Raw genomic sequence first — 25,669 nt, forward strand, 5'->3', positions numbered from 1 at the left:
TTGAATAACCAAATAAATGATTTAAATATTGATTGGGAACAGTGGTTTAATCAACAAATACTAAATTATGGAAAATATAGAGATAGTTTCTTACAAGAAGATATGTATCAAAGGCGGTTTGATGCTTTTCTTAATGGTGTTTATTCAGTAACTGACGGTTTTCAAAAATATAAGGCAAATGCTAAATCCAGTAAAATGATGGCTGCTGGACATCAAAGAGTAAAAGATGTCTTAAATTTAATGTCATTACAGTACTCTGCTGGTGGAGATATTGCATTTATTCAGGAACTTTATCCATATCTTTTAAACTGGACAGAAGAATATGCCGAAATTCACAGTCAATATCATCAAAGCCCAGAGGCAGATGGTCGATATGTTTGGCATATCAGTTTAGGAACAGAAGACTATTGGTATATTGCTTTACGTCTGATTTGTTTTGGACTGTTGACTGGTTATGCGGATCAGATGGATCGGATTATGCCAATCATTGACTATGTAGAAGCAACGCCTGATGGACAGGAAAAAGATGGATTAATTGAACGTTTAGTTGCTCCTTTTGTTGCAGATCGTGGAACTCCACCAGATGAAGCAAGACGACATTTGCCTTATCGTAAGCTCATTAAAGTGTTTAATGCTTCACCTGAACAGCGTCCAGCTTTAATGCTGCAATACCTAGAAGACTGGTATGAGGCGAGCCGCCGAGAACCTTATTATGATCAACATCCTCAACCAGACATAAGATCTGGAGTTAGCTATTATGGGTATTGGTCATGGGAAGCAGCAGCGGTAACGTGGTTGCTGGATATAGATGATACGTCATATCGTGAACATCAGTTCTATCCAAAAGATTTGGTTAATTTTGCTCGAACACAGTCAAAAGTAGTTTTAGATGATCAACAATTAGAACGAATGAAAGTTAAGGGTGGAGAAGCCTGTATTAAAACAGGTTATTGGAGAACACCAGCACAACCAGATTTACGACAATACTTTAAACAGGGTGAGATTGTTCCTGCATTTATCGAGCTGGATTGGGGGGGAGTATATTGGTATTGGGATGGTGAAAAATAAGTTAATCATTTGAGAAAAGCCATCCTCTTTTGGATGGTTTTTTTACTTTTACCGAATGACATGCTGGAGCGTTAATAAATGTCCATACAAGTAAATGAGCAGACAATAGATTGGCAAAAGTGGTTAAGTTTAGAAATAAAAGACCCTGCTTTATTTAGAGATAATTTGCTTGAACAAAAAATGTATAGCAAAAGATTTGATACATTTGTGAATGGGATATATTCCGTAACGGATGGTTTTAGTAATTATAAAAATGAAAAAAAATATGGTGGCTATATTGCGGCAGGTCATCAGCGTTTAAACGATGTCTTAAATTTAATGTCTTTACAGTATTCGGCAGGCGGAAGTCTTGAGTTTTTAAAAGAAATATATCCATATCTACTTCATTGGACAGAAGAGTACGCAGAAGCAAGCCATTTATACAATTTAAGTCCTGATGCTGATGGACGATTTGTTTGGCATTTCAGTTTGGGAACTGAAGACTATTGGTATATTGCTTTACGTCTGATTTGTTTTGGGCTATTGACTGGCTATGCAGACCAGATGGATCGGATTATGCCAATCATTGACTATGTAGAAGCAACACCTGAAGGGCAGGAAAAAGATGGATTAATTGAACGTTTAGTTGCTCCTTTTGTTGCAGATCGTGGAACCCCACCAGATGAAGCAAGACGACATTTGCCTTATCGTAAGCTGATTAAAGTGTTTAATGCTTCACCTGAAAAGCGTCCAGCTTTAATGCTGCAATATTTAGAAGATTGGTATGAGGCGAGCTGTCGAGAGCCTTATTATGATCAACATCCTCAAACTGACTTAAGATCTGGAAGAGGCTACTATGGCTATTGGTCATGGGAAGCAGCAGCGGTTACTGTTATATCAAGAATAGATGATAGTAGCTATCGAGATAAACCTTACTATCCTAAAGATTTGGTTGATTATGCTCGAATTCAATATACGTCTTTAGATCAACAAGGTAATACTATGATCAAAGAATTACGATAATTTGTTTCTAATAAAAAAAGGCTGCAAATAGCAGCCTTTTTCTATGACAACATATGTGTCGCGTGACGTTTTACCTTACCAGCTCAACGCACCGCCAGTTTGATAGTCTGTTACACGTGTTTCGAAGAAATTCTTCTCTTTACGCAAGTCCATCATTTCAGACATCCACTGGAACGGGTTGCTCACACCAGCAAACTGCTCAGGCAAACCTAACTGAGCTAAACGGCGGTTACAAATGAATTTCAAGTATTCTTCCATCATCGCAGCATTCATACCCAATACACCACGTGGCATAGTGTCACGCGCATATTCGATTTCAAGCATCGTACCTTCAAGAATCATTTGAACGATTTCTTCTTGGAATTCAGCAGTCCATAAGCTTGGGTTTTCGATCTTGATTTGGTTAATCATGTCGATACCAAAGTTCAAGTGCATCGACTCATCACGTAAAATGTATTGGAATTGCTCAGCAACACCATTCATCTTATTACGACGGCCCATCGACAAGATTTGGCTGAAACCACAGTAGAAGAAGATCCCTTCAAGGACACAGTAGAACGCGATCAAGTTGCGAAGCAAAATTTGGTCGTTTTCAGGTGTACCAGTTTGGAAAGTAGGATCACTTAAAGACTGCGTATATTTCAAGCCCCAAGCTGCTTTACGCGCAACTGATGGAACTTCGCGATACATGTTGAAGACTTCGCCTTCGTCCATACCTAAAGATTCGATACAGTATTGGTAAGCGTGAGTATGAATAGCTTCTTCAAACGCTTGACGCAAAATGTACTGACGGCATTCAGGGTTGGTAATGTGACGGTAAATCGCCAACACCAAGTTGTTTGCAACCAATGAATCTGCTGTAGAGAAGAAACCAAGAGAGCGCATAACAATGGTACGTTCGTCTTCAGTTAAGCCATTTTCAGACTTCCAGAGCGCGATGTCATGGTTCATGTTGACTTCTTGTGGCATCCAGTGGTTTGCACAACCGTCTAGATATTTTTGCCAAGCCCATTCGTATTTGAACGGTACAAGTTGGTTTAAGTCCGCACGACAGTTAATCATGGCTTTGTCGTCAACTTGTACACGTTGTGCACCCATTTCTAGTTCTTCTAGACCTGGAGCAACATCTAAGCTTTCTAAGGCGTTAGATGCTCTTGCCAACGGATCGGCTGGATTTGTTGATCGGCTTCGAGCGGTTGAAGCGGGTTGTGCAGTTGCCACATTCTTCTGTGGTTGCTCTGCAGCAGATACCATCTGCGGATTAGCCGCTTTTTGCGGTTCGACGGGCGCAGACTTGTGTTCAGGTGCAGCCGGTTTTTGCGAATCATCTTCGAAATCGTCCCAACTTAGGATAGACATATCAATTCTCTCTACGTTGCTTTATATCTTTTATCGACATCCAGCAGTGCTGAGATGTCTTACTATACGCTTAATTTGTGAAAGCAAAATTAAGTTTTGCCAATCATTGTTCTAAAACTGTGCATAGAACGCGATTCTCACGACTTATTTTGCTTTCGCTTTTTGTTTTGGTTTGCTTTTACCCAAAAGTAGGCAATCGGCATATAAAACAAAACCACAAAGGAAATCACCAAGGTCGCAAGACCTAACATATAGTTATGAGTCATATGAAGCATGGTGATTTCCTAGGTTGTCTTTAATTTTTTAATCTCCCTAAATCCCTCTTTTAAAAGAGGGACTTTCACACCTCAATAAGTTTGGTGTAATTCCCCTCCTTTTAGGAGGGGTTAGGGGAGGTTATTACTGACAAGCCTCACAGTCTGGATTGTCAATTGAACACGCCATTGGCACTGGAGCTGCTTGACCGAAGCCTTCATCTTCAGCAACCACTTCTGGTTTAACTTCCTGAGCAACTGCTGCAACAGGCGCTGCCGTTACAGTTGCAGGTTTTACTGCATTCAATGCACCCGTGTTAATGGTTGATTTCTCAGCAGAAGTTGCACCTAAAGCTCGGAGGTAATACGTCGTTTTCAGACCACGTAACCAAGCCATTTTATAGGTCAAGTCCAGTTTCTTACCGTTTGCACCAGAGATGTAAAGGTTTAAAGACTGCGCTTGATCGATCCATTTTTGACGACGTGATGCAGCATCCACAATCCAGCGTGGCTCAACTTCAAATGCCGTCGCGAAGATTGCTTTAAGCTCTTCAGGAATACGAGAAATCTTTTGAACTGAACCTTCGAAGTGTTTCAGATCATTCACCATCACAGAGTCCCACAGACCACGGTCTTTCAACGCACGTACTAGGTACGGGTTGATCACTGTGAATTCGCCTGATAGGTTCGATTTTACATATAAGTTTTGGAATGTTGGCTCAATCGATTGAGACACACCACAAATGTTCGAAATGGTTGCAGTCGGTGCAATGGCCATCACGTTTGAGTTACGCATACCGTCTTTTTGAACTTTGGCACGTAAAGTGTCCCAGTCCAAACGTTGAGTGCGGTCAACTTCAAACATACGTTCAGGACGTGTTTTTGCAACAAGGTCTAGCGAGTCAATTGGCAGGATACCTTGATCCCACAGTGAACCTTTGAATGTCTCATAAGTACCACGTTCAACAGCCAAATCACTTGATGTTGAAATTGCGTAGTAGCTGATCACTTCCATCGATTCATCAGCAAAGTCTACTGCTGCATCAGAACCATAAGCGAGTTGCATTTCATACAGCGCATCTTGGAAGCCCATGATACCCATACCCACTGGGCGGTGTTTCAAGTTCGAGTTTTTCGCTTGTGGCACAGCATAGTAGTTAATGTCGATTACGTTATCGAGCATACGAACCGCTGTTTTTACTGTACGTGCAAGCTTTTCACGGTCTAACACACCACCTTGAACGTGTTGTACAAGGTTGATTGAACCTAAGTTACATACCGCAATTTCATCTTTGCTTGTATTTAATGTGATTTCTGTACACAAGTTAGATGAGTGAACTACACCAACGTGTTGTTGTGGTGAACGTAAGTTACATACGTCTTTGAATGTGATCCACGGGTGACCTGTTTCAAACAACATCGACAGCATTTTGCGCCACAAATCTTTTGCACGGATTTTCTTGTGCAACATGTTTGTTTCTTTCGCAATTGCTTCATAGTGTGCATAACGCTCAGCGAACTCTGCACCCATTAAGTCGTGTAGGTCTGGTGTTTCAGACGGCGTGAACAGGGTCCATTCAGCATCTTCAAAAACACGTTGCATAAATAAGTCAGGAACCCAGTTTGCTGTGTTCATGTCATGCGTACGGCGACGGTCATCACCAGTATTTTTACGTAGCTCTAGGAACTCTTCGATGTCCAAGTGCCAAGTTTCAAGGTATGCACACACAGCACCTTTACGCTTACCACCTTGGTTAACTGCAACAGCAGTATCGTTCGCCACTTTAAGGAATGGAACTACACCTTGTGACTTACCGTTTGTACCTTTGATATATGAGTTCAAGGCACGAACTGGCGTCCAGTCATTACCTAAACCGCCTGCCCATTTAGATAGCATTGCGTTATCACGCATAGCGCCATAAATGTCATATAGGTCATCATCAATGGTCGTTAAATAACAACTAGACAACTGTGGACGTAGCGTACCTGAGTTAAACAGGGTAGGCGTAGACGCCATGTAATCGAAGCTCGACAATAAGTTGTAGAACTCGATTGCACGTTCTTCACGGTTTGCTTCGTTGAGTGAAAGACCCATCGAAACACGCATGAAGAATAATTGTGGTAATTCGAAACGTACGCCATCTGAGTGGATGAAGTAACGGTCAAATAATGTTTGTAGACCTAAGTACGTAAATTGGTTTGAGCGTTCTGGTTGAATCGCTGCGGCCAATTTCGCAAGGTCAAAGTTAAGAAGCTCTGGTGAAAGTAGGTCTAGCTCAATACCTTTCTTCAGGAAAGTTTCTAAAGCATCGCCTTCAGCTGTGTCTTCAGACAAGCCAAGGAAAGTTAAACCAGTTGCGACCAATTCATCACGAAGTAGGCGAGCTGTCACGTAGGTATAGTTTGGTTCTTGTTCGATACGGGTACGTGTTGCCATCATCATCGTGGTTGCGATGTCAGACGCTTTTACACCGTTGTAAAGGTTTTTAATGGTTTCATCGATGATCGCTTGAACATTGATGCCTTCTAAACCTTCAGCCGCTTTTGTTACAGTCGCTTCGAGCTTACGCATGTCAAGCGGTTGAAGCTGACCATTGGCGTCAGTGATTTGTAAGGTTGGGTGATGGTTTTCACCTGCTTGTTTACGTGCATCAGCACGTTGATCGCGGTAGATGACATACGCACGAGCAACTTTCTGTTCACCTGTACGCATTAGCGCAAGTTCAACTTGGTCTTGGATTTCTTCGATGTGAATTGTACCGCCAGAAGGTAGGCGGCGACTGAACGTATTTAATACCATCTCGGTAAGTTGAGAAATACGATCGTGGATGCGGCTTGAGTCAGCACTTTGTTGGCCTTCAACAGCCAAAAATGCCTTACCAATGGCAACAGAGATTTTTTCTGCGTCAAAGCTGGCAACATCTCCAGTGCGTTTAATCACCTGAATTTGACCAGGGGTTGAATTCGATACGCTCATGCTAGCATAGCTCCATTTTGTCATCTATTTTTATGTCTATGGACCGTTTGAACTGGGCAGTTTTTATGCCACAGTGTTTGAGGTTTAAACACAAGACCTAGTGGTTTAAAAATTAATTGAACACAAGATACGGGAAAATTCAGGGTAGATCAATATTGACATTTTATTAAATATTTTGATCGATCTGGTCTCGAAAAGATCTCAAAAAGATCCCTTTTTTATGATTCTTGTATTAAGCCTTATTAGACAAGGCGATAGCATAACAAAGCTCGGTTTAAGTGCTTATAGATAACATTGTGGATAAGTTCAAAACAGACGAATGAGTGAGTTATAAACTGTTCAAACAGTGACTTGGTATGAAAAATAGCCATTTTGTAAAGAAACGTTTCTTTTGCTTTGGTTGGATATACAGCAAACGCGAGAAAGCGCTCATTTGGAGGCTAAAAAAATGTATAACAAAATGCTACTTTGATGTATCAGTTTGGTGAACAAGATCTTGTTTACAATGTAAACGTGTGTATATTGCAAAATATATCAGAGCGTATCCCTTGGATTTTAAAGGATACGTTAAGTCGTCAAAATAAAGGGGCACTCCATGAGCCAAGAAGAAAAGTTACCAAAAATTTTAATCGTAGAAGACGATGAGCGTCTAGCTCGCTTAACTCAAGAATACCTAATCCGTAATGGTCTTGAGGTTGGGGTAGAACCCGATGGTAACCGTGCCATTCGCCGTATTATTGCAGAACAACCTGATATGGTGGTGTTAGATGTGATGCTTCCTGGTGCAGATGGTTTAACCATTTGCCGTGAAGTTCGTCCACATTATCACCAACCGATTTTGATGTTGACTGCACGTACCGAAGATATGGATCAAGTGCTTGGTCTAGAAATGGGTGCAGATGACTATGTGGCAAAACCAGTTCAGCCACGTGTTTTACTTGCACGTATTCGTGCTTTATTACGTCGTACTGACAAAGCGCCTGAAGATGAAGTTGCACAGCGTATCGAATTTGATGATCTGGTGATCGATAACGGTGGTCGTTCAGTGACTTTAAATGGTGAGTTGGTTGACTTTACCAGTGCTGAATATGACTTATTGTGGTTGCTGGCTTCAAATGCAGGACGCATTCTTTCTCGCGAAGACATTTTCGAGCGTTTACGTGGTATTGAATATGACGGTCAAGACCGTTCAATTGATGTGCGTATTTCGCGTATTCGTCCAAAAATTGGTGATGATCCTGAAAATCCAAAGCGTATTAAAACGGTACGTAGTAAAGGCTACTTATTTGTAAAAGAAACCAATGGTCTTTAAGCCGTTTATTTGATTCGTTAAAACGGGACATTTTTAGTGTTCAAACACAGTATATTCTTGCGTATCTATGCTGGGCTGGTAGTGCTAGTCGCTATTGTTGCCCTCATGGGATATTTGCTTGTACAAATTATTAACTATCAGCGAGTGCAAGAATATCGCGAGTCTTTGACGGACGGGATTTCCTTTATTATTAGTGAAGGTGTATCCCGTCAGACCAATGCACAGCAAAAAGCAGACTGGATTTCAGATGCTTCAGATTTGCTTGAGCTGCCGATTAATATGATCCCTGCCAATAAGGTTGATTTGAGTCGTGCAGAGTTAAAACGGATCAGTGAGCGTAAAGCGGCTGTGCGTTATGATGCGCAAACGCAAGTGGCGTACTTGATCATTGGTCTAAAAGATGATCCGAATCATTTACTGTATATTAAAGTAGATAAAATTGGTGAGCTGCAAATGAAAGCACTCCCGATTTTTATCCTAGATTATTTGGTGTATTACCCAGGTCAAGAAGAAGAGTACTTGGAAAAAGTACAGAAACATTTCTCTTATCCTGTGCAGATTGAAGAAGTACAAAATCTGGCTTTAGAGTCTGAGCAGATTGGTCGTTTGCGTTTAGATCATAGCGTGATCTTATATCGTGATAGTGCTTCTGTGCGTGGTACCACCATTTCTATTGTGTCTCCACCTTTACCTAGTTCACCGAGCAAGGTTTTGGTATTGGGGCCTGTGCCTATTTTCAACTGGATGCCGTTTCAGCTCGCAGCAGGGATTACCTTGTTGAGCCTTTTTGTACTCAGTTTGGGGGTCTATGGCTTGCTTGTACCGATGCAGCGTAAACTGCGTGAGGTCAATTACGGTTTAAATCGTATGAAGGCAGGCGATATGACCCTACGTTTGCCTGTCGACGGCACGGATGAGATGGCCAGTCTAGCCAATAGCTATAACAGCATGTCAGACCATATTCAGCGACTCATCGAGGCGCAGCGCGAGCTGATGCGTGCGGTATCGCATGAGCTTCGTACGCCCGTTGCTCGGATTCGTTTTGGTATGGAAATGCTGGCTGAAGAAGATGATTATGAATACCGTCTTCAACAAGTCGATATGATTGATAAAGACATTGAGGCTTTAAATACCTTAATTGATGAAATCATGACCTACGCCAAGTTGGAGCAGGGCACACCATCACTTGATATTGAAAACATTGTATTGTTTGAAGTCTTAGATCAGGTGGTGGTTGAGACGGAAGCACTAAAAACCCAGAAAGAAATTCATTTAAATGCTCCTCCTTTAACCTTAACGGTTGAGGCTGAACGTCGTTATTTACACCGCGTGGTGCAGAATTTGGTTGGTAATGCAGTTCGTTATGGCGACCATCAGGTGCTGGTCAGTGGTGGTATTAATGACAGCGGTATGGCCTATGTTTGTGTTGAAGATGATGGGCCCGGTATTCCAGAAGACGAGCGAGAGCGCGTTTTTGAAGCCTTTGCACGTTTGGATGATAGCCGGACTCGAGCATCGGGTGGCTATGGTTTGGGTTTGTCGATTGTGAGCCGAATTGCCTATTGGTTTGGTGGTAGCGTTAAAGTGGATCAGAGTCCAAGCCTCGGTGGTGCACGTTTTACCATGACATGGCCGGCACATCGCTTTAGTAAGTCTAAAAAGAAGTATAGTGTTAAAGATAATACAGACTCAAAAAGCTAAGCATTGAAAATAAAAAAGCACCGAAATTCGGTGCTTTTTTATTTTCAATGCTGACTTATTCTTGGATGCTGGCATCGGGAGAAATAATCTGCTTGCCTTGTTTTAGGCTTTCAAGCGCATCTGCATTAAAGTCAATCAATAATGAGTTATTTTGGGTGTCTATGCCATAACGGCTAATGAGCTTCTGATCACCATTAATCGTTTCAATTTTATATTCATCCACAATATTCATAATGCCATCAAGGTTGGTGGTGGCTGAAGCTTTGTCTTGGCGAAAAAGCTCATAAATGTCGCGTAAATCAAAGATGGCATTATTGGCATCGGGGTGTTTACGAACATAAGTTTCAACATGGCGAATAAGCAACTGGGCAAATAAAAAATAGTTAGGTTTATGGGTGAATTCCAGACTCATGTGGTGCTCCTTATTCTTTGTTGTTGGTTGTCTATATCAATAGCACAAGAAAAAGCCAAGTGCATTAATTGATTGGAGTGATTTGCAAAAAAATACAAAAAATATGAGTGACTTAATCTACTTTTGTACTTTTTAAATAAACAAAATGGAGCGGTTGTTGAGCTTAGTTTTTTAAACTGCTGATTGTGTGATTGTTATCGGAATGAGGTTGAAAAATGGTTTATAGGCTTTGTTTGAATGTCAAAATTTGGAAAAATAATAGAATAGTAGTGTTTTATTAGATAAAGCGATTGGTTTCGAAATAAAAGGGCTTTCATCGAAAAAATCTCAAAAAACGAAGAGAAATCATCCTAAAGACGAAGGTCTATAAGCTAGCAACTTACGTCAGCAATCGGGTACAATTGGCGGGATTAATTTTGTGTTTGGTGTATTTGAAGGCCAATACATGCATTCTTTGTTAATAAATTAGGCCTGCCAGGAGTTATCCCCGCATGAGTGCCATTACTCCATACGAATGGGCAATTATTGCCTTCGTGATCGGCGTTACATTTCTTTGCGTCTTTATGCTCACTGTCCCATTACTCCTTGGGGGTAAGTCATGGGGCCGTGCAAAGCAAGAGCAATTTGAATCAGGTGTGGTTGGTGCTGGTGGTGCACGTATCCGCCTGTCAGCAAAGTTCTATTTAGTTGCAATCTTCTTCGTCGTATTCGACTTGGAGGCGCTTTACCTTTACGCATGGGCTACATCGGTTCGTGAAGTAGGTTGGGTGGGTTTCACCACTGCAGCAGTATTTATTTTAGTTTTACTCGTTGGTTTGGTTTATGAGTTGTCTACCGGTGCGCTTAACTGGTCGCCTTCTGACAAACGTAAAGCAGCAGGGATTAAACCTAAAGTTGGTTCTCCAAATATGAATCTTGCAGAAATCACTCGCTTTAATTCAATTGAAGAGTTGGTTATGGACCCTACAGGTCAAATCCCAGCTCAATCATCTGGTCGTGTGAAAGATAAGTCACCGGCTAAATCGTCTGATAAGGAGTAACTCGGGATGAAATATACATTAACCCGTGCGAATCCGGATGCTGATCAATATCCACTTCAAGAGCGTCAAATCGTAACGGATCCGCTTGAAGAAGAAGTGAATAAAAATGTGTTCATGACTCGTTTAGAGGATGTGGCACATACAGCAGTGAATTGGGGTCGTAAGAACTCAGTTTGGCCGTTTAACTTTGGTACATCTTGCTGCTACGTAGAGTATGCAACGACTTTAACAGGCGTGCATGACTTGTCGCGTTTCGGTGCCGAAGTAATCCGTGCTTCACCTCGTCAGGCTGACTTGATGATTGTTGCAGGTACATGTTTCGTCAAAATGGCTCCAGTTATTCAACGTTTATATGAACAAATGTTGGAACCGAAGTGGGTTATTTCAATGGGCGCATGTGCAAACTCTGGCGGTATGTACGATATTTATTCAGTTGTACAAGGTGTGGATAAAATCATCCCAGTCGATGTTTATATTCCAGGTTGCCCACCCCGTCCAGAAGCATTAATCCAAGCATTAATGTTGTTACAAGACCAAATTCAATTAGAGCGCCGTCCACTTTCTGCCGTGATTGGTGATGATCTTAAGCCAGTGTATAAGCCAAAGATGATGCCAGAACGTGACCGTAAGAATGCTGAACGTATTGCAGTGAAAAACTTACGCTCTATGGATGAAATTAAATAATTTAAACGACAGTTGTTTTGATGCACCCGGTCTGGGTGTAGTTGTCGTTTAGGTTGAATGAATTTGTATTAAATAGGAAGCCAAGCCAATGGCTGAAACTGAAAACGCTATGCCAGAGTCAGCGCAAGTTGATTCACGCCCAGCATTTGCAATTGTAGAAGAGCTCAAAACCAAATTTGGCGAGAACTTCTATGTGCAAACGACTTTTGAAGACTTTCCAACAGTCTGGGTTGAGCGCGCGCGCGTACAAGAAGTTTTAATGTTCTTGCGTACAGTGTCACGTCCATACGTGATGTTGTTTGACTTGTCTGCGGTAGATGAACGTTTACGTACACACCGCGACGGTTTGCCTGCGTCTGACTTTACTGTGTTCTATCACTTATTATCGCTTGAGCGTAATAGTGATATTCGTATCAAAGTTGCATTGAGTGAAAATGATGTAAATCTTCCAACTGCAACCAATATTTGGCCAAATGCCAACTGGTACGAGCGTGAAGCTTACGATATGTTCGGGATCAATTTCGAAGGGCATCCAATGCTCCGTCGTATTTTGTTGCCAACCTATTGGGAAGGTCACCCACTTCGTAAAGAATACTCTGCACGTGCCACTGAATATACACCGTATATGCAGAACCAAGCGAAGCAGGATTACGAACAGGAACACCTTCGTTTCGTACCTGAAGATTGGGGTATGAAGCGCGGTAATGACGACGAAGACTTCATGTTCTTGAACTTAGGTCCGAACCACCCATCTGCGCACGGTGCTTTCCGTGTCATTTTGCAGTTGGATGGTGAAGAAGTGAAAGACTGTGTGCCTGATATCGGTTATCACCACCGTGGTGTGGAAAAGATGGCTGAACGTCAAACTTGGCATTCATTCATTCCTTATACCGACCGTGTGGACTACTTAGGTGGTTGTGCGCAAAACATGCCTTATGTGATGGGTGTGGAGCAAATGGCGGGTATTACTGTACCTGACCGCGCGCAATGTATCCGTGTCATGATGTCTGAATTGTTCCGTATCAATAACCACTTATTGTATATCGGTACTGCGATTCAAGATGCCGGCGGTATGACGCCAGTCTTCTACATGTTTGCGGATCGTCAAAAAATCTATGATGCGATTGAAGCAATCACCGGTTACCGTATGCATCCAGCATGGTTCCGTATCGGTGGTACAGCGCATGACTTACCAAACAACTGGCAGCATCTGATACGTGAAATCCTAGATTGGATGCCGAAGCGTATGAATGAATACTACACAGCGGCGCTGAAAAACTCTGTATTTGTAGGTCGTACGCGTAACGTGGCTCAATATGACGCGAAATCTGCGTTGGCTTGGGGTGTAACTGGTACTGGTCTACGTGCAACAGGTATTGACTTCGACGTTCGTAAATATCGCCCATACAGTGGCTATGAAAACTACGACTTCGATGTGCCACTTGAGTACGAAGGCGATGCGTATGCGCGTGTTCTTGTTCACTTCCGTGAAATTGAAGAATCACTCAAAATCGTGAAGCAATGTTTAGACAACATGCCTTCTGGTGCATACAAAGCAGACCATCCATTGGCTGTTCCACCACCAAAAGACAAGACTTTACAAGATATTGAAACCTTGATTACGCACTTCTTAAGCGTATCTTGGGGTCCTGTAATGCCTGCAGGTGAAGCATCTGTAATGGCGGAAGTGGTCAAAGGTGCGTCGAACTACTACTTGACTTCAGACAAGTCAACGATGAGTTATCGTACCCGTATTCGTACACCGACTTTCACGCATTTACAGCAAATGCCTTCTGTGATTAATGGCAGTCTGGTATCTGACTTGATCATTTATTTAGCGACAATTGACGTCGTTATGGCTGACGTGGATCGCTAAGGGGTAAACGCATTATGATGATTTTGACTGATAAAAAGCCACGCGTGAATGTTGAAGGGATTTTGACTGCGGACGAAATCCACGAAATTGAACATCACATTGGTCACTACCCGTACCCACGTGCAGCATCTTTGGATGCTTTGAAGTGTGTACAACGCCGTAATGGCTGGGTAGATGACGCGCAGCTAAACGCCATTGCTCAGTTATTGACAATCAGTGTTGCTGATTTGGAAGGTGTTGCAACTTTCTATAACCGTATTTACCGTCAACCCGTGGGTCGTAACGTCATTTTACTTTGTGACTCGATTGCGTGTTTCTTGATGGGTGCGGAAACTTTAGCAGAAGCTTTTCAGCGCGAGCTAGGCATTCAGTTTGGTCAAACGACTGCTGATGGTCGTTTTACTTTGCTGCCGATTTGCTGCTTAGGTAACTGTGACAAAGGCCCAACCTTGATGGTGAATGAAGACACTCACGGTTTGGTTGAAGTTTCTTCAGTGAAACAGTTATTGGAGAAGTATGTATGAATACCGAACCAAAACCAATTTATGGCGAAGGTAACCCAGAAACGCATCCATTAACTTGGCGTTTGAGTAAACAAGAGCACGTTCGTAATGCCGATGATTACGAAGCGCTTGAAGGTTACGCGGGTCTGAAAAAAGCAATCACCATGCCGCCGAAAGATGTGCTTGAAGTGATTAAAGCTGCGACCGTAAAAGGTCGTGGTGGTGCAGGCTTCCCAGCAGGGATCAAATGGTCTTTGATGGCGCCAAATGACAACTCAGGTCCACGTTACCTGATTTGTAATGCCGATGAGATGGAACCAGGGACCTTTAAAGACCGTTTGTTGATGGAAAAACTTCCTCACCAATTGATCGAAGGGATGTTGATTGCAGCGTATACGTTAGAAGCAACCCATGGTTATATCTTCATTCGTGGCGAGTACATTGAAGCAGCTGCTTACTTAAATGAAGCGCTTGAGCAAGTTCGTGCCAAAGGTTACTTGGGCGAAAACATCCTTGGAACTGGCTGGAACTTCGAGTTGCATGTGCACACGGGTGCGGGTCGTTATATCTGTGGTGAAGAAACTGCATTGATTAACTCGCTTGAAGGTCGCCGTGCAAACCCACGTACGAAACCGCCATTCCCACAAGTTGCAGGTGCTTGGGGTCGTCCTACGATTGTTAACAATGTAGAGACCTACAACAACTTACCAGCAATCATGTTGCGTGGCCCTGAGTGGTATATCGGTTTATCTGCGGGTAAGTCGAAAGATCCAGGCACAAAAATCTATGGTGCATCTGGCAAGGTGAAATTCCCAGGTCTTTGGGAGCTTCCATTTGGTACAACTGCGCGTGAAGTCATTGAAGACTATGCGGGCGGTATGCGTGATGGCTTGAAGCTTAAAGCATGGTTACCGGGTGGTGCGTCTACAGACTTCTTGGCTGCTGAACACATTGATCTACCGATGGATGCTGAGAGCATCATGAAAGCAGGTTCACGTTTAGGTACGTGTTTGCTGATGGTGGTTGATGAAACGCAATGTATGGTTTCAGCGACTCGTAACTTAGAAGAATTCTTTGCACGTGAGTCATGTGGTTTCTGTACGCCTTGTCGTGATGGTTTACCGTGGGCGGTGAAAGCACTGAAAGCATTGGAAGATGGCACAGGTAAGAAAGAAGATATCGATCACTTACAAGAACTTACTCGTAAGCTTTGGATTGGTAAGACTTTCTGTGCGCATGCTCCAGGTGCAATGGAACCGTTGATGGGTGCACTCAAATATTTCCGTGGCGAGTTTGAAGCAAAAGTAGTGAATGCTGCTGCGCAAACTAGCAACGTAGAACAAGCTTAAGGAATTCGACTATGGCTACAATTCATGTCGATGGCAAATCGTACGAAGTCAATGGCTCAGAGAACTTGCTGCAAGCATGTTTGTCTTTGGGTATTGATATCCCGTACTTTTGTTGGCATCCATCCTTAGGTTCTGTCGGTTCTTGCCGTCAATGTGCCGTGACTCAATACGCGAATCCTGAAGATACGCGTGGCCGTTTAGTCATGTCATGTATGACACCTGCATCTGACAATACCTACATCTCGATTGAAGACAAAGAAGCGAAAGACTTCCGTGCGTCAATTGTTGAGTTCTTGATGACGAATCACCCACACGACTGTCCAGTCTGTGAAGAAGGTGGGCACTGTCATTTACAAGATATGACCGTGATGACTCAACACGACCGTCGTCGTTACCGTTTCACTAAACGTACACACTACAACCAAGAGCTGGGCTCATTCATTTCACACGAAATGAACCGTTGTATCGCATGTTACCGTTGTGTTCGTTACTACAACGACTATGCGGGTGGTACTGACTTTGGTGTGTACGCAAGCGCGTCACGTGTTTACTTTGGTCGCCCTGAGTCAGGCACTTTAGAGTCTGAATTCTCGGGTAACTTGACTGAAGTATGTCCGACAGGTGTATTCACCGACAAAACTCACTCAGAACGCTATAACCGTAAGTGGGACATGCAGTATGCGCCAAGCGTATGCCAAGGCTGTTCTTCGGGTTGTAACATTTCTCCGGGTGAGCGTTATGGCGAACTTCGTCGTGTCGAAAACCGTTTCAACGGTGAAGTGAACCAATACTTCCTTTGTGATAAAGGTCGTTTTGGTACAGGTTATGTGAACCGTGCAGATCGTCCACGTCAACCGCAGTTCCGTGATGGTGCTGAAGCAACTACAGTTTCTGTAGATCAGGCATTAGATACCGTTATTGCAAATATCCAAGGCAAAAAAGTTTTGGGTATTGGTTCTCCACGTGCATCACTTGAGTCGAACTTCGCGCTTCGCGAATTAGTTGGTCAAGAGAACTATTCAACGGGGCTGTCTCAAAAAGAGCAAAACTTGGTTGAATTGGCTGCATCGATTATGCAAACCGAAGGTGTATATAACCCGGGTATGCGTGAAATCGAAAGCTATGATGCTGTGCTTATTTTGGGTGAAGACTTAACGCAAACTGCGCCACGTATGGCGTTGTCTGTTCGTCAAGCGGCGAAAAACAAAGCCAAAGAAATGGCTGCGGAACGTCGTACTCAAGACTGGTTAGCAGAGCCGCTACAACGTATTGCTCAAGATGCGAAATCACCGATTTTCATCCTCGCTGCAACGCAAACACGCTTAGCTGATGTTGCAGCAGGTGAAGTGGTTGCTTCTCCAAACGATATCGCTCGTTTAGGTTTTGCCGTTGCTGCAGCAGTAAAAGGTGATGCAATTCTTGGTCTAGCGGATGATGCGAAAGCATTTGCTCAGAACATTGCAGATACATTGAAAGCGGCGAAGAAACCACTGATCATTTCAGGTACAAGTTTACAAGACGCATCAATCATGGAAGCTGCTGCACAAGTTGCGCAAAACCTTGGTGGAAATGCTGGCTTAAGCTTGACGGTTCCTGAAGTGAACTCTATGGGCTTAGCAATCTTCGGTGGACAAAGCTTAGAGCAAGCATTTGCACAAGATTATGACACGGTTGTGATCGTTGAAAATGATCTATTCCGTCGTTTGCCAGCGGTACAAGTTGAAGCAGCACTTTCTGGTAAAGACGTGATTGTTCTAGATCACTCTGAAACTGAAACTGTGAAGAAAGCGGATATCGTACTTTCTGCTGCGTCATTTGCTGAAGGTGATGGTACGGTTGTCTCTCAAGAAGGCCGTGCACAACGGTTCTACCAAGTGTATGACCCTAGCTACTACAAACCTGAACTGGCGATCAAAGAATCTTGGCGCTGGTTACATGCCATTGAAACCGGCGTGAAGGGCAAAGCGATTTCTTGGACCTTGCTTGATGATGTGATTGAGTCAGTTGCGAAAAACGTACCTGCACTTGCTGCGATTCAAGATGTGGCTCCAGATGCGGGCTTCCGTGTCCATGGTTTGAAAGTTGCGCGTGAACCGCGTCGTTACTCTGGTCGTACCTCTATGCGTGCACCATTGAACGTGCATGAACCGAAACAACCGACAGATATCGACTCGGCATTAACATTCTCTATGGAAGGTTATGTCGGGAACCAGACTCCGTCTCCACTGGTACCATTTGCATGGTCAGCAGGTTGGAACTCACCGCAAGCTTGGAATAAATTCCAAGATAACGTGGGTGGTCACTTAAAAGGTGGTGATTCGGGTGTGCGTTTATTCGATCGTTTAGCGAAGCGCCCAGCACGTACTTTCGTTGCTCCAGCAGTTATCGTTGCAAACCCTGAAAGCTTCCGTTTAGTGCCGATGCATCACATTTTTGCTTCTGGTGAATTTACTGTGAAAACACCTGCTATGGAATCGCGTATTCCTGAAGCGGTCTTTGCAGTGGGTGAGCAAGATGCAACTCGTTTGAATGTTCAAGATGGTCAAAAAATCACTGTGAAAGCAGGTGAGACTTCGATCGTACTTCCAGTTCAAGTGATTGATTATTTACCTACAGGTTATATTGGTTATCCAGTTGGTCTTGCACCTACGGTTTCACTTGCTGAGCCTGTATCAGTCGCGGTAGGAGCGTAATTCATGCAACAAGAATTAATCCGTCAAACGCCGCTTTGGGCTGAGAACTGGCCAATTGCCTACTCAGTCATTCAAGCGATTGTGATTTTACTCGTTGTAGTACTCATCGCTGCGTTGATGTCTTTTATTGAGCGTCGTTTACTGGGCTTATGGCAAGACCGTTATGGTCCGAACCGTGTAGGTCCTGGGGGGATGTTCCAGATCGTTGCCGACATGTTGAAAATCATGTTCAAAGAAGACTGGACACCAAAGTTTGCTGACAAATTGACTTTCCGTTTAGCTCCTGCTGTTGCCATGGCAACAGCGGTGATGTCGTTCATGGTTATTCCTGTATCACCATACTTAGGTGTTGCAGACATGAGCATCGGTCTATTGTTCTTTATGGCAATGGCAGGTATTGCAGTCTATGCGGTATTGTTTGGTGGTTGGTCATCAAACAACAAATATGCATTGCTTGGTGGTCTACGCTCTGCAGCTCAAACCATTTCGTATGAAGTGTTCTTGGGTATTTCATTGATGGGTGTGGTTGCAATTGCAGGCTCATTCAACATGCGTGAAATTGTAGAAGCACAAAAAGATGTATGGTTTGTCATCCCACAGTTCTTAGGTTTCTTAATCTTCGTGGTTGCAGGTGTTGCGGTAACTCACCGTCACCCATTTGACCAACCAGAAGCAGAACAAGAATTGGCGGAAGGTTACCACGTCGAGTACGGCGGTATGAAATGGGGGATGTTCTTCGTTGCAGAATATGTCAACGTAGTTCTGATCTCTGCATTGATCGTCACGCTATTCTTCGGTGGTTGGTTAGCGCCATTTAACATCGATATTCCGTTCATTCCACCAGTATTCTGGTTCATTATCAAAACAGCATTCTTTGTGATGATGTTTGTCTTGGCTCGTGGTTCACTTATGCGTCCGCGTTATGACCAAGTGATGAACTTTGGTTGGAAGATTTGCTTACCATTAGCGTTAGTTAACTTATTAGTTACTGGCGCAGTGATTCTGTGGTAAGGGCAGGGAGAATAAAATGTATAAAATTCTAGCTGGGTTCGGGTCAATCGTACGTTCACTGTGGATGGTTTTCTCACACGTGACACGTAAACGTGACACCATTCTTTACCCAGAAGTGCCAGCCGAACAAATTGTTCCACCACGTTTCCGTGGTCGTATCGTGTTAACACGTGACCCAGATGGTGAAGAACGTTGTGTTGCGTGTAACTTATGTGCAGTTGCATGTCCTGTTGGCTGTATTTCACTACAAAAAGCAGAAAAAGAAGATGGTCGTTGGTATCCGGAGTTTTTCCGTATCAACTTCTCACGTTGTATTTTCTGCGGTATGTGTGAAGAAGCATGTCCGACGACTGCAATTCAAATGACTCCAGATTTCGAGTTGGGTGAATACGTTCGTCAAGACTTGGTATATGAGAAAGAAAATTTACTCATTTCAGGTCCTGGTAAATACCCAGATTACAACTTCTACCGTGTAACAGGTATGGCTGTAACTGGAAAAGACAAAGGTCAAGCGCAGCGTGAAAGCGCACCAGTTGATGTACGGAGCTTATTACCATGATGTGGCCATTTTATTTGATGGCACTTGTGGCCATCGTTTCGACGATTCGTGTTGTGACCAACGCGAATCCTGTACACGCTTTATTAAGCTTGATCGTGTCACTTCTTGCGGTTGCAGGCATGTTTATGATCGTAGGTGCGCCATTTGCTGGCGCGCTTGAGATCATCGTCTATGCAGGCGCGATCATGGTGTTATTCGTATTCGTAGTGATGATGTTAAACCTTGGTCAACACACCGTTGAACAAGAACGTAAATGGTTAACATCGTCTGCTTGGGCATATCCAGCACTCATGAGCTTCTTAATGGGCTTGGTGTTGGTGTGGATGCTCGGCTCTGACTACACAGCTGCTGGCCCTGTTATGGGTACTGAAGTTGTGGGTCCAAAAGTCGTTGGCCAAGCACTCTTTACTCACTATTTATTATTGGTTGAAGTTGCTGCCATGTTATTGCTTGCTGCGTTGGTTGCAGCATTCCATCTTGGCAAACGTGAACCAGGTGCAGAAGAGGACAAACAATAATGGGCAACATCCCTTTAGAACATGGTTTGATTGTTGCAACCATTCTTTTTGCACTGGGTTTTTACGGTGTGATGGTGCGACGCAATCTATTATTTATGTTAATGAGCCTTGAAATCATGATGAACGCAGCTGCGCTTGCGTTTGTTTTGGCTGGTAGTGCATGGGTACAACCAGACGGACAAATCATGTTTATTCTGATCTTAACGCTTGCTGCGGCAGAGGCTTGTATTGGTCTTGCGATCGTCCTTCAGTTCTACCATCGCTTCCATCACTTGGATGTGGATGCTGCTAGTGAGATGCGCGGATGAGTTTTTTATATTTAACAGTATTATTCCCGCTCATTGGTTTTGTCCTTTTAGCGGCAGGTCGTAACAAACTTCCTGAAAATGTCGCTGCCATTATTGGTGTGGGGGCGGTTGGCCTTTCTGCATTGGTTGCTTTGATCGCTGGTCTAGACTTTGTTAATAACGGCAAAGTGACCTATGTTCAACATCTTTGGACATGGTTCAATGTAGGCAATCTAAGCCCAGGCATTAGCTTACATCTTGACGGTTTATCACTGCTCATGATGGGTATGGTGACGGGTGTCGGTTTCCTTATTCACATCTTTGCATCATGGTATATGCGTGGTGAAGAAGACTTCGCGCGTTTCTTCTCTTATTTCAACCTGTTCGTTGCTAGCATGTTGCTGCTCGTATTGGGCGATAACTTAGCGTTATTGTTCTTAGGTTGGGAAGGCGTAGGTCTATGCTCTTACTTGCTGATTGGTTACTACTACCAAAACCCTGCAAATGGTTTTGCGGCAATTAAAGCATTTACCGTAACACGTGTTGGTGATGTTTTCTTACTGATCGCTTTGTTCTTAATTTACCAACAGTTCGGTACTTTAAACATTGCAGAAGTGGTTGCAGCTGCACCAACAGTGATGACACAAAGTTCATCTTTAACCATTTGGACAGCACTGATGTTGTTCTTGGGTGCAGCAGGTAAATCTGCACAGATCCCATTACAAACATGGTTGGCCGATGCAATGGCAGGTCCTACACCTGTATCTGCATTGATCCACGCTGCAACGATGGTAACCGCAGGTGTTTACCTGTGCTGCCGTATGTACACCGTGTTTGAAATGGCACCTGAAGTGATGATGTTTATCTCAATCACAGGTGCGGTAACGTTGTTAGTGGCTGGTTTTGCTGCATTGGTTCAAACCGACATCAAACGTATTTTGGCTTACTCAACGATGAGTCAGCTGGGTTATATGTTTATGGCAGTGGGTGCTGAAGCTTACCAAGCAGGCTTGTTCCACATGTTAACTCACGCATTCTTCAAGGCATTATTGTTCTTGTCTTCAGGTGCCGTGATTTTAGCTTACCACCACGAACAAAACATCTTCAAGATGGGCGGTTTGTTCTACAAGAACAAATTCCTATTTGCTTGTTTCGCCATTGGTGGCGGTGCATTGGCCGCGATTCCATTCATTACCGTGGGCTTCTTCTCGAAAGATGCGATCTTGGGTGCAGTTTGGGTACAAGGCGAATCAATCGCAGTGTATAACTCATTGTACTGGGCGGGTGTAGCAGGTGCATTCTTAACGTCGATTTACACATTCCGTCTCATTTGGGTTGTGTTCTTTGGTAAAGAAAATACACCGTATCATGCGATTAAAGGCATTACTTTCTGGGGTCCTTTGGCGATTCTTGCTGTACTTTCAACTTTCGTCGGTGCGGCACTTAAAGCACCAGTGGAAAGCATTTTAAATGCAGCAAAAATTCCAGCATTTGTGATTCCTGAAGCTTTAGAACATGGTATGCACAGCGCAGAATATACTGCTGTGGGTATTGCATTGGTTGGTTTAGTGATTGGTGTGGTCTTGTTTGCGTTTGCTTATAGCGCAGTGAAAGGCTTTGCTAAAACGTCATTGGGTGCAGGTCTTGCAAACATTTGCCGTAATGCACTAGGCTTCGATGCGCTTTATGACATCGTTTTTGTGAAACCATATTTGCTTATTGCGAAGATTTTAGGTCGTGATCCAATTGATCGTTTGTGGTTAGTCTTGCCTGCACTTGTAAAAGGTGGTCATAGCTTCACAAGTTCACGTCAAACGGGTTCATTGCGTGATTACGCATCAAGCATGGCATTAGGTATCTTTGTATTACTAATGGTCTTGATCGTAACTCAGATCGTGGGGAAATAAGATGGAAATCACAAACAACTGGATTCTACCCGCGCTGATCTTAGTTCCGTTCATTGCAGGTTTTATTTGTTGGTTAGTCGACAAACTCGACGACAAACTGCCGCGTTATATTGCGCTGATTGGTATGCTCATTACTTTGGGCTTAACATTTGCGCTGTGGCAAACAGGTACATTTAACTACGAACTTGGCGCGAAAGTGCCATCGTGGTCTGCTGAATTCATGTTGCCATGGATTCAAACTTTAGGCATTAACATCCATTTAGCGGTGGATGGCCTATCTCTATTAATGGTGGGCTTAACGGCACTTTTAGGTGTGTTGGCTGTCGGCTGTTCTTGGGGTGAAATTCAAAAGAATGTTGGTTTCTTCCACTTAAACCTTTTATGGTCTTTGGGTGGTGTGATCGGTGTATTCTTAGCGATTGACATGTTCTTGTTCTTCTTCTTCTGGGAGATGATGCTTGTACCTATCTACTTCTTGATCGCGCTTTGGGGTCATAAAGGGGCAGAAGGTAAATCACGTGTTTACGCTGCAACCAAATTCTTTATCTATACGCAAGTCGCTGGTCTTATTATGTTGATCGGTATCCTAGGCCTAGTGGTTTATGGTTACATGATGACAGGTATGATCGGTTTTGATTACAACTACTTATTAGCTGTAGCCAACACTTTAGACAAAGAATTACCTACCGTTGCTTATGCATTCATGCTGTGTTTATTTGTCGGTTTTGCGGTAAAACTTCCAGTTTTCCCATTACACGGTTGGTTACCAGATGCGCATGCACAAGCACCTACAGCAGGTTCGGTTGACCTTGCAGGTATCTTAATTAAGACCGCTGCATATGGTTTACTACGTTTTGTGATTCCATTCTTCCCAGCGGCTTCTTCACAGTTTGCAGACATCGCGATCATTTTCGGTTTAATCGGTATCTTCTACGGTGCTTGGTGTGCTTTCCAGCAAACCGATATGAAACGTTTACTTGCGTATACGTCAATTTCACACATGGGCTTTGTTTTACTTGCGATTTACGCAGGTAACATCTTAACCTTCCAAGGTTTGATGATCATGATGTTGGCACATGGCCTATCATCTGCTGCATTGTTCATTATGTGTGGTCAAGTGTACGAGCGTGTTCATACGCGCGATATGCGTTTGATGGGCGGTATGCGTGGTCAGTTCCCATATCTTGCATTCTTCCTCATGTTCTTCGTGGCGGCGCTTGTAGGTATTCCGGGTCTAGGTAACTTCATTGGTGAGTTCCTGATCCTGATGGGTTCTTATGCAAAATTCCCAGTGTTTACTATTCTTGCAGCAGTAAGCTTAGTATTTGCAGGTCTTTATGGCTTGATTCTGATCCACAAAGCGTTGTTTGGTACGCCAAACGAAGAACAACAGCAGCACTACAACAACCCATTGAAAGACTTAAATGCACGTGAAGTAGTGATCTTGTTAATCTGTGCTTTCGGTCTGTTATGGCTTGGTTTGTACCCACAAAGCTTCCTTGATATTTCAAATTCAAGCATGGCGTGGTTAGCGAACAGCTACATTCCTGTACAAGAAGTAGTTGACGTTGCGAGTCAAGCAACTGTTCAACTCGAAAATGTGGAGATGCAATAAGTCATGAACTTCACAATGTCATTTTCTGAGCTTATGCCTTTAGCTCCTGTGATGATCGTTGCTTTAACAACGATTGTCGTGATGATTCTTACTGCAATTAAGCGTAACCATAACTTAATTGCAACAGCATCAGTGGTGGGCTTAAACCTTGCAGCAGCATATGTACTATTCACAATGTTCGGTGGTGCTTTTAAACCTGCGAACGTGATGGGTATGTTCATGGTGGATGCGTTCACCTTGCTGTACCAAGTAATTATTCTAATTGCTGCTTTGGCGTGCTGTACTCTGTCGCATGCCTATATTGAAAGCTATAAAGATAACCGTGAAGAACTGTATATCTTAATGTTGTCATCAGTGACTGGTGCAATGTTAATGGTGGCAAGCTCTCACTATGCATCGTTCTTCATTAGCCTTGAGTTGATGTCGATTCCTGTATATGGCTTATTGGCCTATACACACCAACGTTCTAAGTCTTTAGAAGCGGGGGTGAAGTACTTGGTGCTTTCAGCAACAGCTTCAGCAATGTTGTTGATGGGTATGGCTTATATTTACGCGTACACAGGATCAATGTCGTTCTATGACAATGTTCAAGCGTTAATGCAAAATATCCAACAGCCAATGGTACTTTTAGGTTTAGGCCTGATCGTTTTTGCTGTGGCATTCAAACTGTCTTTAGCGCCATTCCACAAATGGACACCAGACGTTTATGCAGGTGCACCAACACCGATCGCAACTTTCCTTGCTACAGCTGCAAAAGTAGCAACGATTGGTCTGTTTGTACGTTACATCCTTACTTCAGGTGCGATCCTTGTTGACTCAATCGTGACGATCTTAACCGTGATTGCGGTGTTATCGATCTTGGTGGGTAACTTCCTTGCAGTGAAACAAGTGAATTTGAAACGTATCTTGGCATACTCTTCAATTGCGCACTTTGGTTACTTGTTGATTGGTTTAATCAGCATGACTTATGCAAGCCTTGGTAACGTATCGGTCTATGTGATCACTTATGTGTTAACCACGATTGGTGCGTTCGGTGCGGTTGCATTGATGTCTAGCCCATACAACAACGTAGACGAAGCAGAAAGTCTAGCGGACTACCGTGGTTTATTCTGGCGTCGTCCAGTGTTGACAGCGGTGTTAACCGTGATGATGCTATCGCTTGCGGGTATTCCTTTGACAGCGGGCTTCATTGGTAAGTTCCTTGTGGTCATGGCTGCAGTAACGACTCAACATTGGTTCCTTGCTGCGATGATCATCGTTGGTTCTGGTATTGGTCTGTACTACTACCTCCGTGTGATGGTTGTTATGTACATGACACCACCAGATGCACCTCGTGTAGACGCTGTGGATCATTGGGGCCAAAAAGTGGGTGGTATTATGGTGCTTTTAGCTGCAGCAGCAGTGCTTGTGATTGGTATCTATCCAGATCCAATTATCAAGTTAGCACTTCAGTCAGAGATTCTATCTCCAATCCACTTTATGCTTTCTCAACAGCACTAATTTTTAAAAACGTTTCGTTTTAACAAAAAAGCCTCCATCAAT

The 25,669-nt window shown here is 43.4% G+C and carries 21 protein-coding genes; 17 read left to right on the plus strand and 4 right to left on the minus strand.

Annotation, left to right across the window (positions count from 1 at the left end; translation table 11 throughout):
* The gene (locus ACFN7Z_RS03685) at positions 1 to 1,068 is read left to right on the plus strand and encodes a PoNe immunity protein domain-containing protein (RefSeq protein WP_029575095.1); all 1,068 of its coding nucleotides are present in this window, start codon (positions 1 to 3) and stop codon (positions 1,066 to 1,068) included.
* Between the two features lie 78 nt (positions 1,069 to 1,146).
* Positions 1,147 to 2,070 carry a PoNe immunity protein domain-containing protein gene (locus tag ACFN7Z_RS03690; RefSeq protein ID WP_010327360.1) on the plus strand — a complete coding sequence of 308 codons (924 nt, stop codon included), beginning with the start codon at positions 1,147 to 1,149 and terminating at the stop codon, positions 2,068 to 2,070.
* Between the two features lie 75 nt (positions 2,071 to 2,145).
* Here ACFN7Z_RS03690 and ACFN7Z_RS03695 read toward each other — a convergent pair whose 3' ends face one another.
* From ACFN7Z_RS03695 to ACFN7Z_RS03705, 3 genes are all read right to left on the minus strand, one after another.
* Complete coding sequence (locus ACFN7Z_RS03695; protein ID WP_010327359.1) at positions 2,146 to 3,429, minus strand: ribonucleotide-diphosphate reductase subunit beta; 1,284 nt, start codon at positions 3,427 to 3,429, stop codon at positions 2,146 to 2,148.
* Between the two features lie 137 nt (positions 3,430 to 3,566).
* Positions 3,567 to 3,704: a hypothetical protein gene (locus ACFN7Z_RS03700; RefSeq protein WP_164996881.1), complete on the minus strand. Its 138-nt coding sequence runs from the start codon at positions 3,702 to 3,704 to the stop codon at positions 3,567 to 3,569.
* A gap of 124 nt (positions 3,705 to 3,828) precedes the next feature.
* Positions 3,829 to 6,660, minus strand: a complete 2,832-nt coding sequence (locus tag ACFN7Z_RS03705) for a ribonucleoside-diphosphate reductase subunit alpha (RefSeq protein ID WP_004695373.1) — start codon at positions 6,658 to 6,660, stop codon at positions 3,829 to 3,831.
* Positions 6,661 to 7,255: 595 nt separating this feature from the next.
* On the opposite strand from ACFN7Z_RS03705, the gene bfmR reads away from it, so the two are divergent.
* Entirely contained in the window at positions 7,256 to 7,972 is a 717-nt protein-coding gene (bfmR, locus tag ACFN7Z_RS03710) for a response regulator transcription factor BfmR (protein WP_004695375.1), read from the plus strand.
* A gap of 36 nt (positions 7,973 to 8,008) precedes the next feature.
* Positions 8,009 to 9,673 carry a sensor histidine kinase BfmS gene (bfmS, locus tag ACFN7Z_RS03715; protein WP_029575094.1) on the plus strand — a complete coding sequence of 555 codons (1,665 nt, stop codon included), beginning with the start codon at positions 8,009 to 8,011 and terminating at the stop codon, positions 9,671 to 9,673.
* 55 nt (positions 9,674 to 9,728) lie between these two features.
* Here bfmS and ACFN7Z_RS03720 read toward each other — a convergent pair whose 3' ends face one another.
* Positions 9,729 to 10,085, minus strand: a complete 357-nt coding sequence (locus tag ACFN7Z_RS03720) for a hypothetical protein (protein WP_004695379.1) — start codon at positions 10,083 to 10,085, stop codon at positions 9,729 to 9,731.
* A 491-nt stretch (positions 10,086 to 10,576) separates the two neighbouring features.
* Between ACFN7Z_RS03720 and ACFN7Z_RS03725 the strand changes: the two genes are divergently transcribed.
* The 13 genes from ACFN7Z_RS03725 (at position 10,577) to nuoN (ending at position 25,627) form a co-directional block, all read left to right on the plus strand.
* Entirely contained in the window at positions 10,577 to 11,125 is a 549-nt protein-coding gene (locus ACFN7Z_RS03725; protein ID WP_004695380.1) for an NADH-quinone oxidoreductase subunit A, read from the plus strand.
* A gap of 6 nt (positions 11,126 to 11,131) precedes the next feature.
* Complete coding sequence (locus tag ACFN7Z_RS03730) at positions 11,132 to 11,809, plus strand: NADH-quinone oxidoreductase subunit B family protein (RefSeq protein WP_004695382.1); 678 nt, start codon at positions 11,132 to 11,134, stop codon at positions 11,807 to 11,809.
* Between the two features lie 88 nt (positions 11,810 to 11,897).
* The gene (gene nuoC / locus ACFN7Z_RS03735) at positions 11,898 to 13,685 is read left to right on the plus strand and encodes an NADH-quinone oxidoreductase subunit C/D (protein ID WP_010327357.1); all 1,788 of its coding nucleotides are present in this window, start codon (positions 11,898 to 11,900) and stop codon (positions 13,683 to 13,685) included.
* Positions 13,686 to 13,699: 14 nt separating this feature from the next.
* Entirely contained in the window at positions 13,700 to 14,209 is a 510-nt protein-coding gene (gene nuoE / locus ACFN7Z_RS03740) for an NADH-quinone oxidoreductase subunit NuoE (protein ID WP_004982912.1), read from the plus strand.
* On the plus strand, positions 14,206 to 15,537 hold the full coding sequence (gene nuoF / locus ACFN7Z_RS03745; protein ID WP_005400342.1) for an NADH-quinone oxidoreductase subunit NuoF: 1,332 nt from the start codon (positions 14,206 to 14,208) through the stop codon (positions 15,535 to 15,537). The genes nuoE and nuoF overlap by 4 nt, the downstream gene beginning before the upstream one ends.
* Positions 15,538 to 15,548: 11 nt before the next feature.
* Positions 15,549 to 18,230 (plus strand): NADH-quinone oxidoreductase subunit NuoG, encoded by a 2,682-nt coding sequence (nuoG, locus tag ACFN7Z_RS03750; protein ID WP_010327356.1) that lies wholly within the window; start codon positions 15,549 to 15,551, stop codon positions 18,228 to 18,230.
* 3 nt (positions 18,231 to 18,233) lie between these two features.
* Positions 18,234 to 19,241: an NADH-quinone oxidoreductase subunit NuoH gene (nuoH, locus tag ACFN7Z_RS03755; RefSeq protein WP_004695391.1), complete on the plus strand. Its 1,008-nt coding sequence runs from the start codon at positions 18,234 to 18,236 to the stop codon at positions 19,239 to 19,241.
* Between the two features lie 16 nt (positions 19,242 to 19,257).
* Positions 19,258 to 19,800: an NADH-quinone oxidoreductase subunit NuoI gene (gene nuoI, locus ACFN7Z_RS03760; RefSeq protein ID WP_004651038.1), complete on the plus strand. Its 543-nt coding sequence runs from the start codon at positions 19,258 to 19,260 to the stop codon at positions 19,798 to 19,800.
* Complete coding sequence (gene nuoJ, locus ACFN7Z_RS03765) at positions 19,800 to 20,318, plus strand: NADH-quinone oxidoreductase subunit J (RefSeq protein ID WP_171056751.1); 519 nt, start codon at positions 19,800 to 19,802, stop codon at positions 20,316 to 20,318. Before nuoI ends, nuoJ begins: the two co-directional genes overlap by 1 nt.
* Positions 20,318 to 20,626, plus strand: coding sequence for an NADH-quinone oxidoreductase subunit NuoK (gene nuoK / locus ACFN7Z_RS03770; RefSeq protein WP_004695395.1), 309 nt, complete (start codon positions 20,318 to 20,320; stop codon positions 20,624 to 20,626). The genes nuoJ and nuoK overlap by 1 nt, the downstream gene beginning before the upstream one ends.
* On the plus strand, positions 20,623 to 22,512 hold the full coding sequence (gene nuoL, locus ACFN7Z_RS03775) for an NADH-quinone oxidoreductase subunit L (protein ID WP_010327355.1): 1,890 nt from the start codon (positions 20,623 to 20,625) through the stop codon (positions 22,510 to 22,512). The genes nuoK and nuoL overlap by 4 nt, the downstream gene beginning before the upstream one ends.
* 7 nt (positions 22,513 to 22,519) lie before the next feature.
* Entirely contained in the window at positions 22,520 to 24,127 is a 1,608-nt protein-coding gene (gene nuoM / locus ACFN7Z_RS03780; RefSeq protein ID WP_395442676.1) for an NADH-quinone oxidoreductase subunit M, read from the plus strand.
* Positions 24,128 to 24,130: 3 nt separating this feature from the next.
* On the plus strand, positions 24,131 to 25,627 hold the full coding sequence (gene nuoN, locus ACFN7Z_RS03785) for an NADH-quinone oxidoreductase subunit NuoN (RefSeq protein WP_005400347.1): 1,497 nt from the start codon (positions 24,131 to 24,133) through the stop codon (positions 25,625 to 25,627).
* Positions 25,628 to 25,669: the final 42 nt, after the last annotated feature.

The sequence above is a fragment of the Acinetobacter sp. P1332 genome (assembly GCF_044057475.1).
Taxonomy (GTDB): domain Bacteria; phylum Pseudomonadota; class Gammaproteobacteria; order Pseudomonadales; family Moraxellaceae; genus Acinetobacter; species Acinetobacter johnsonii.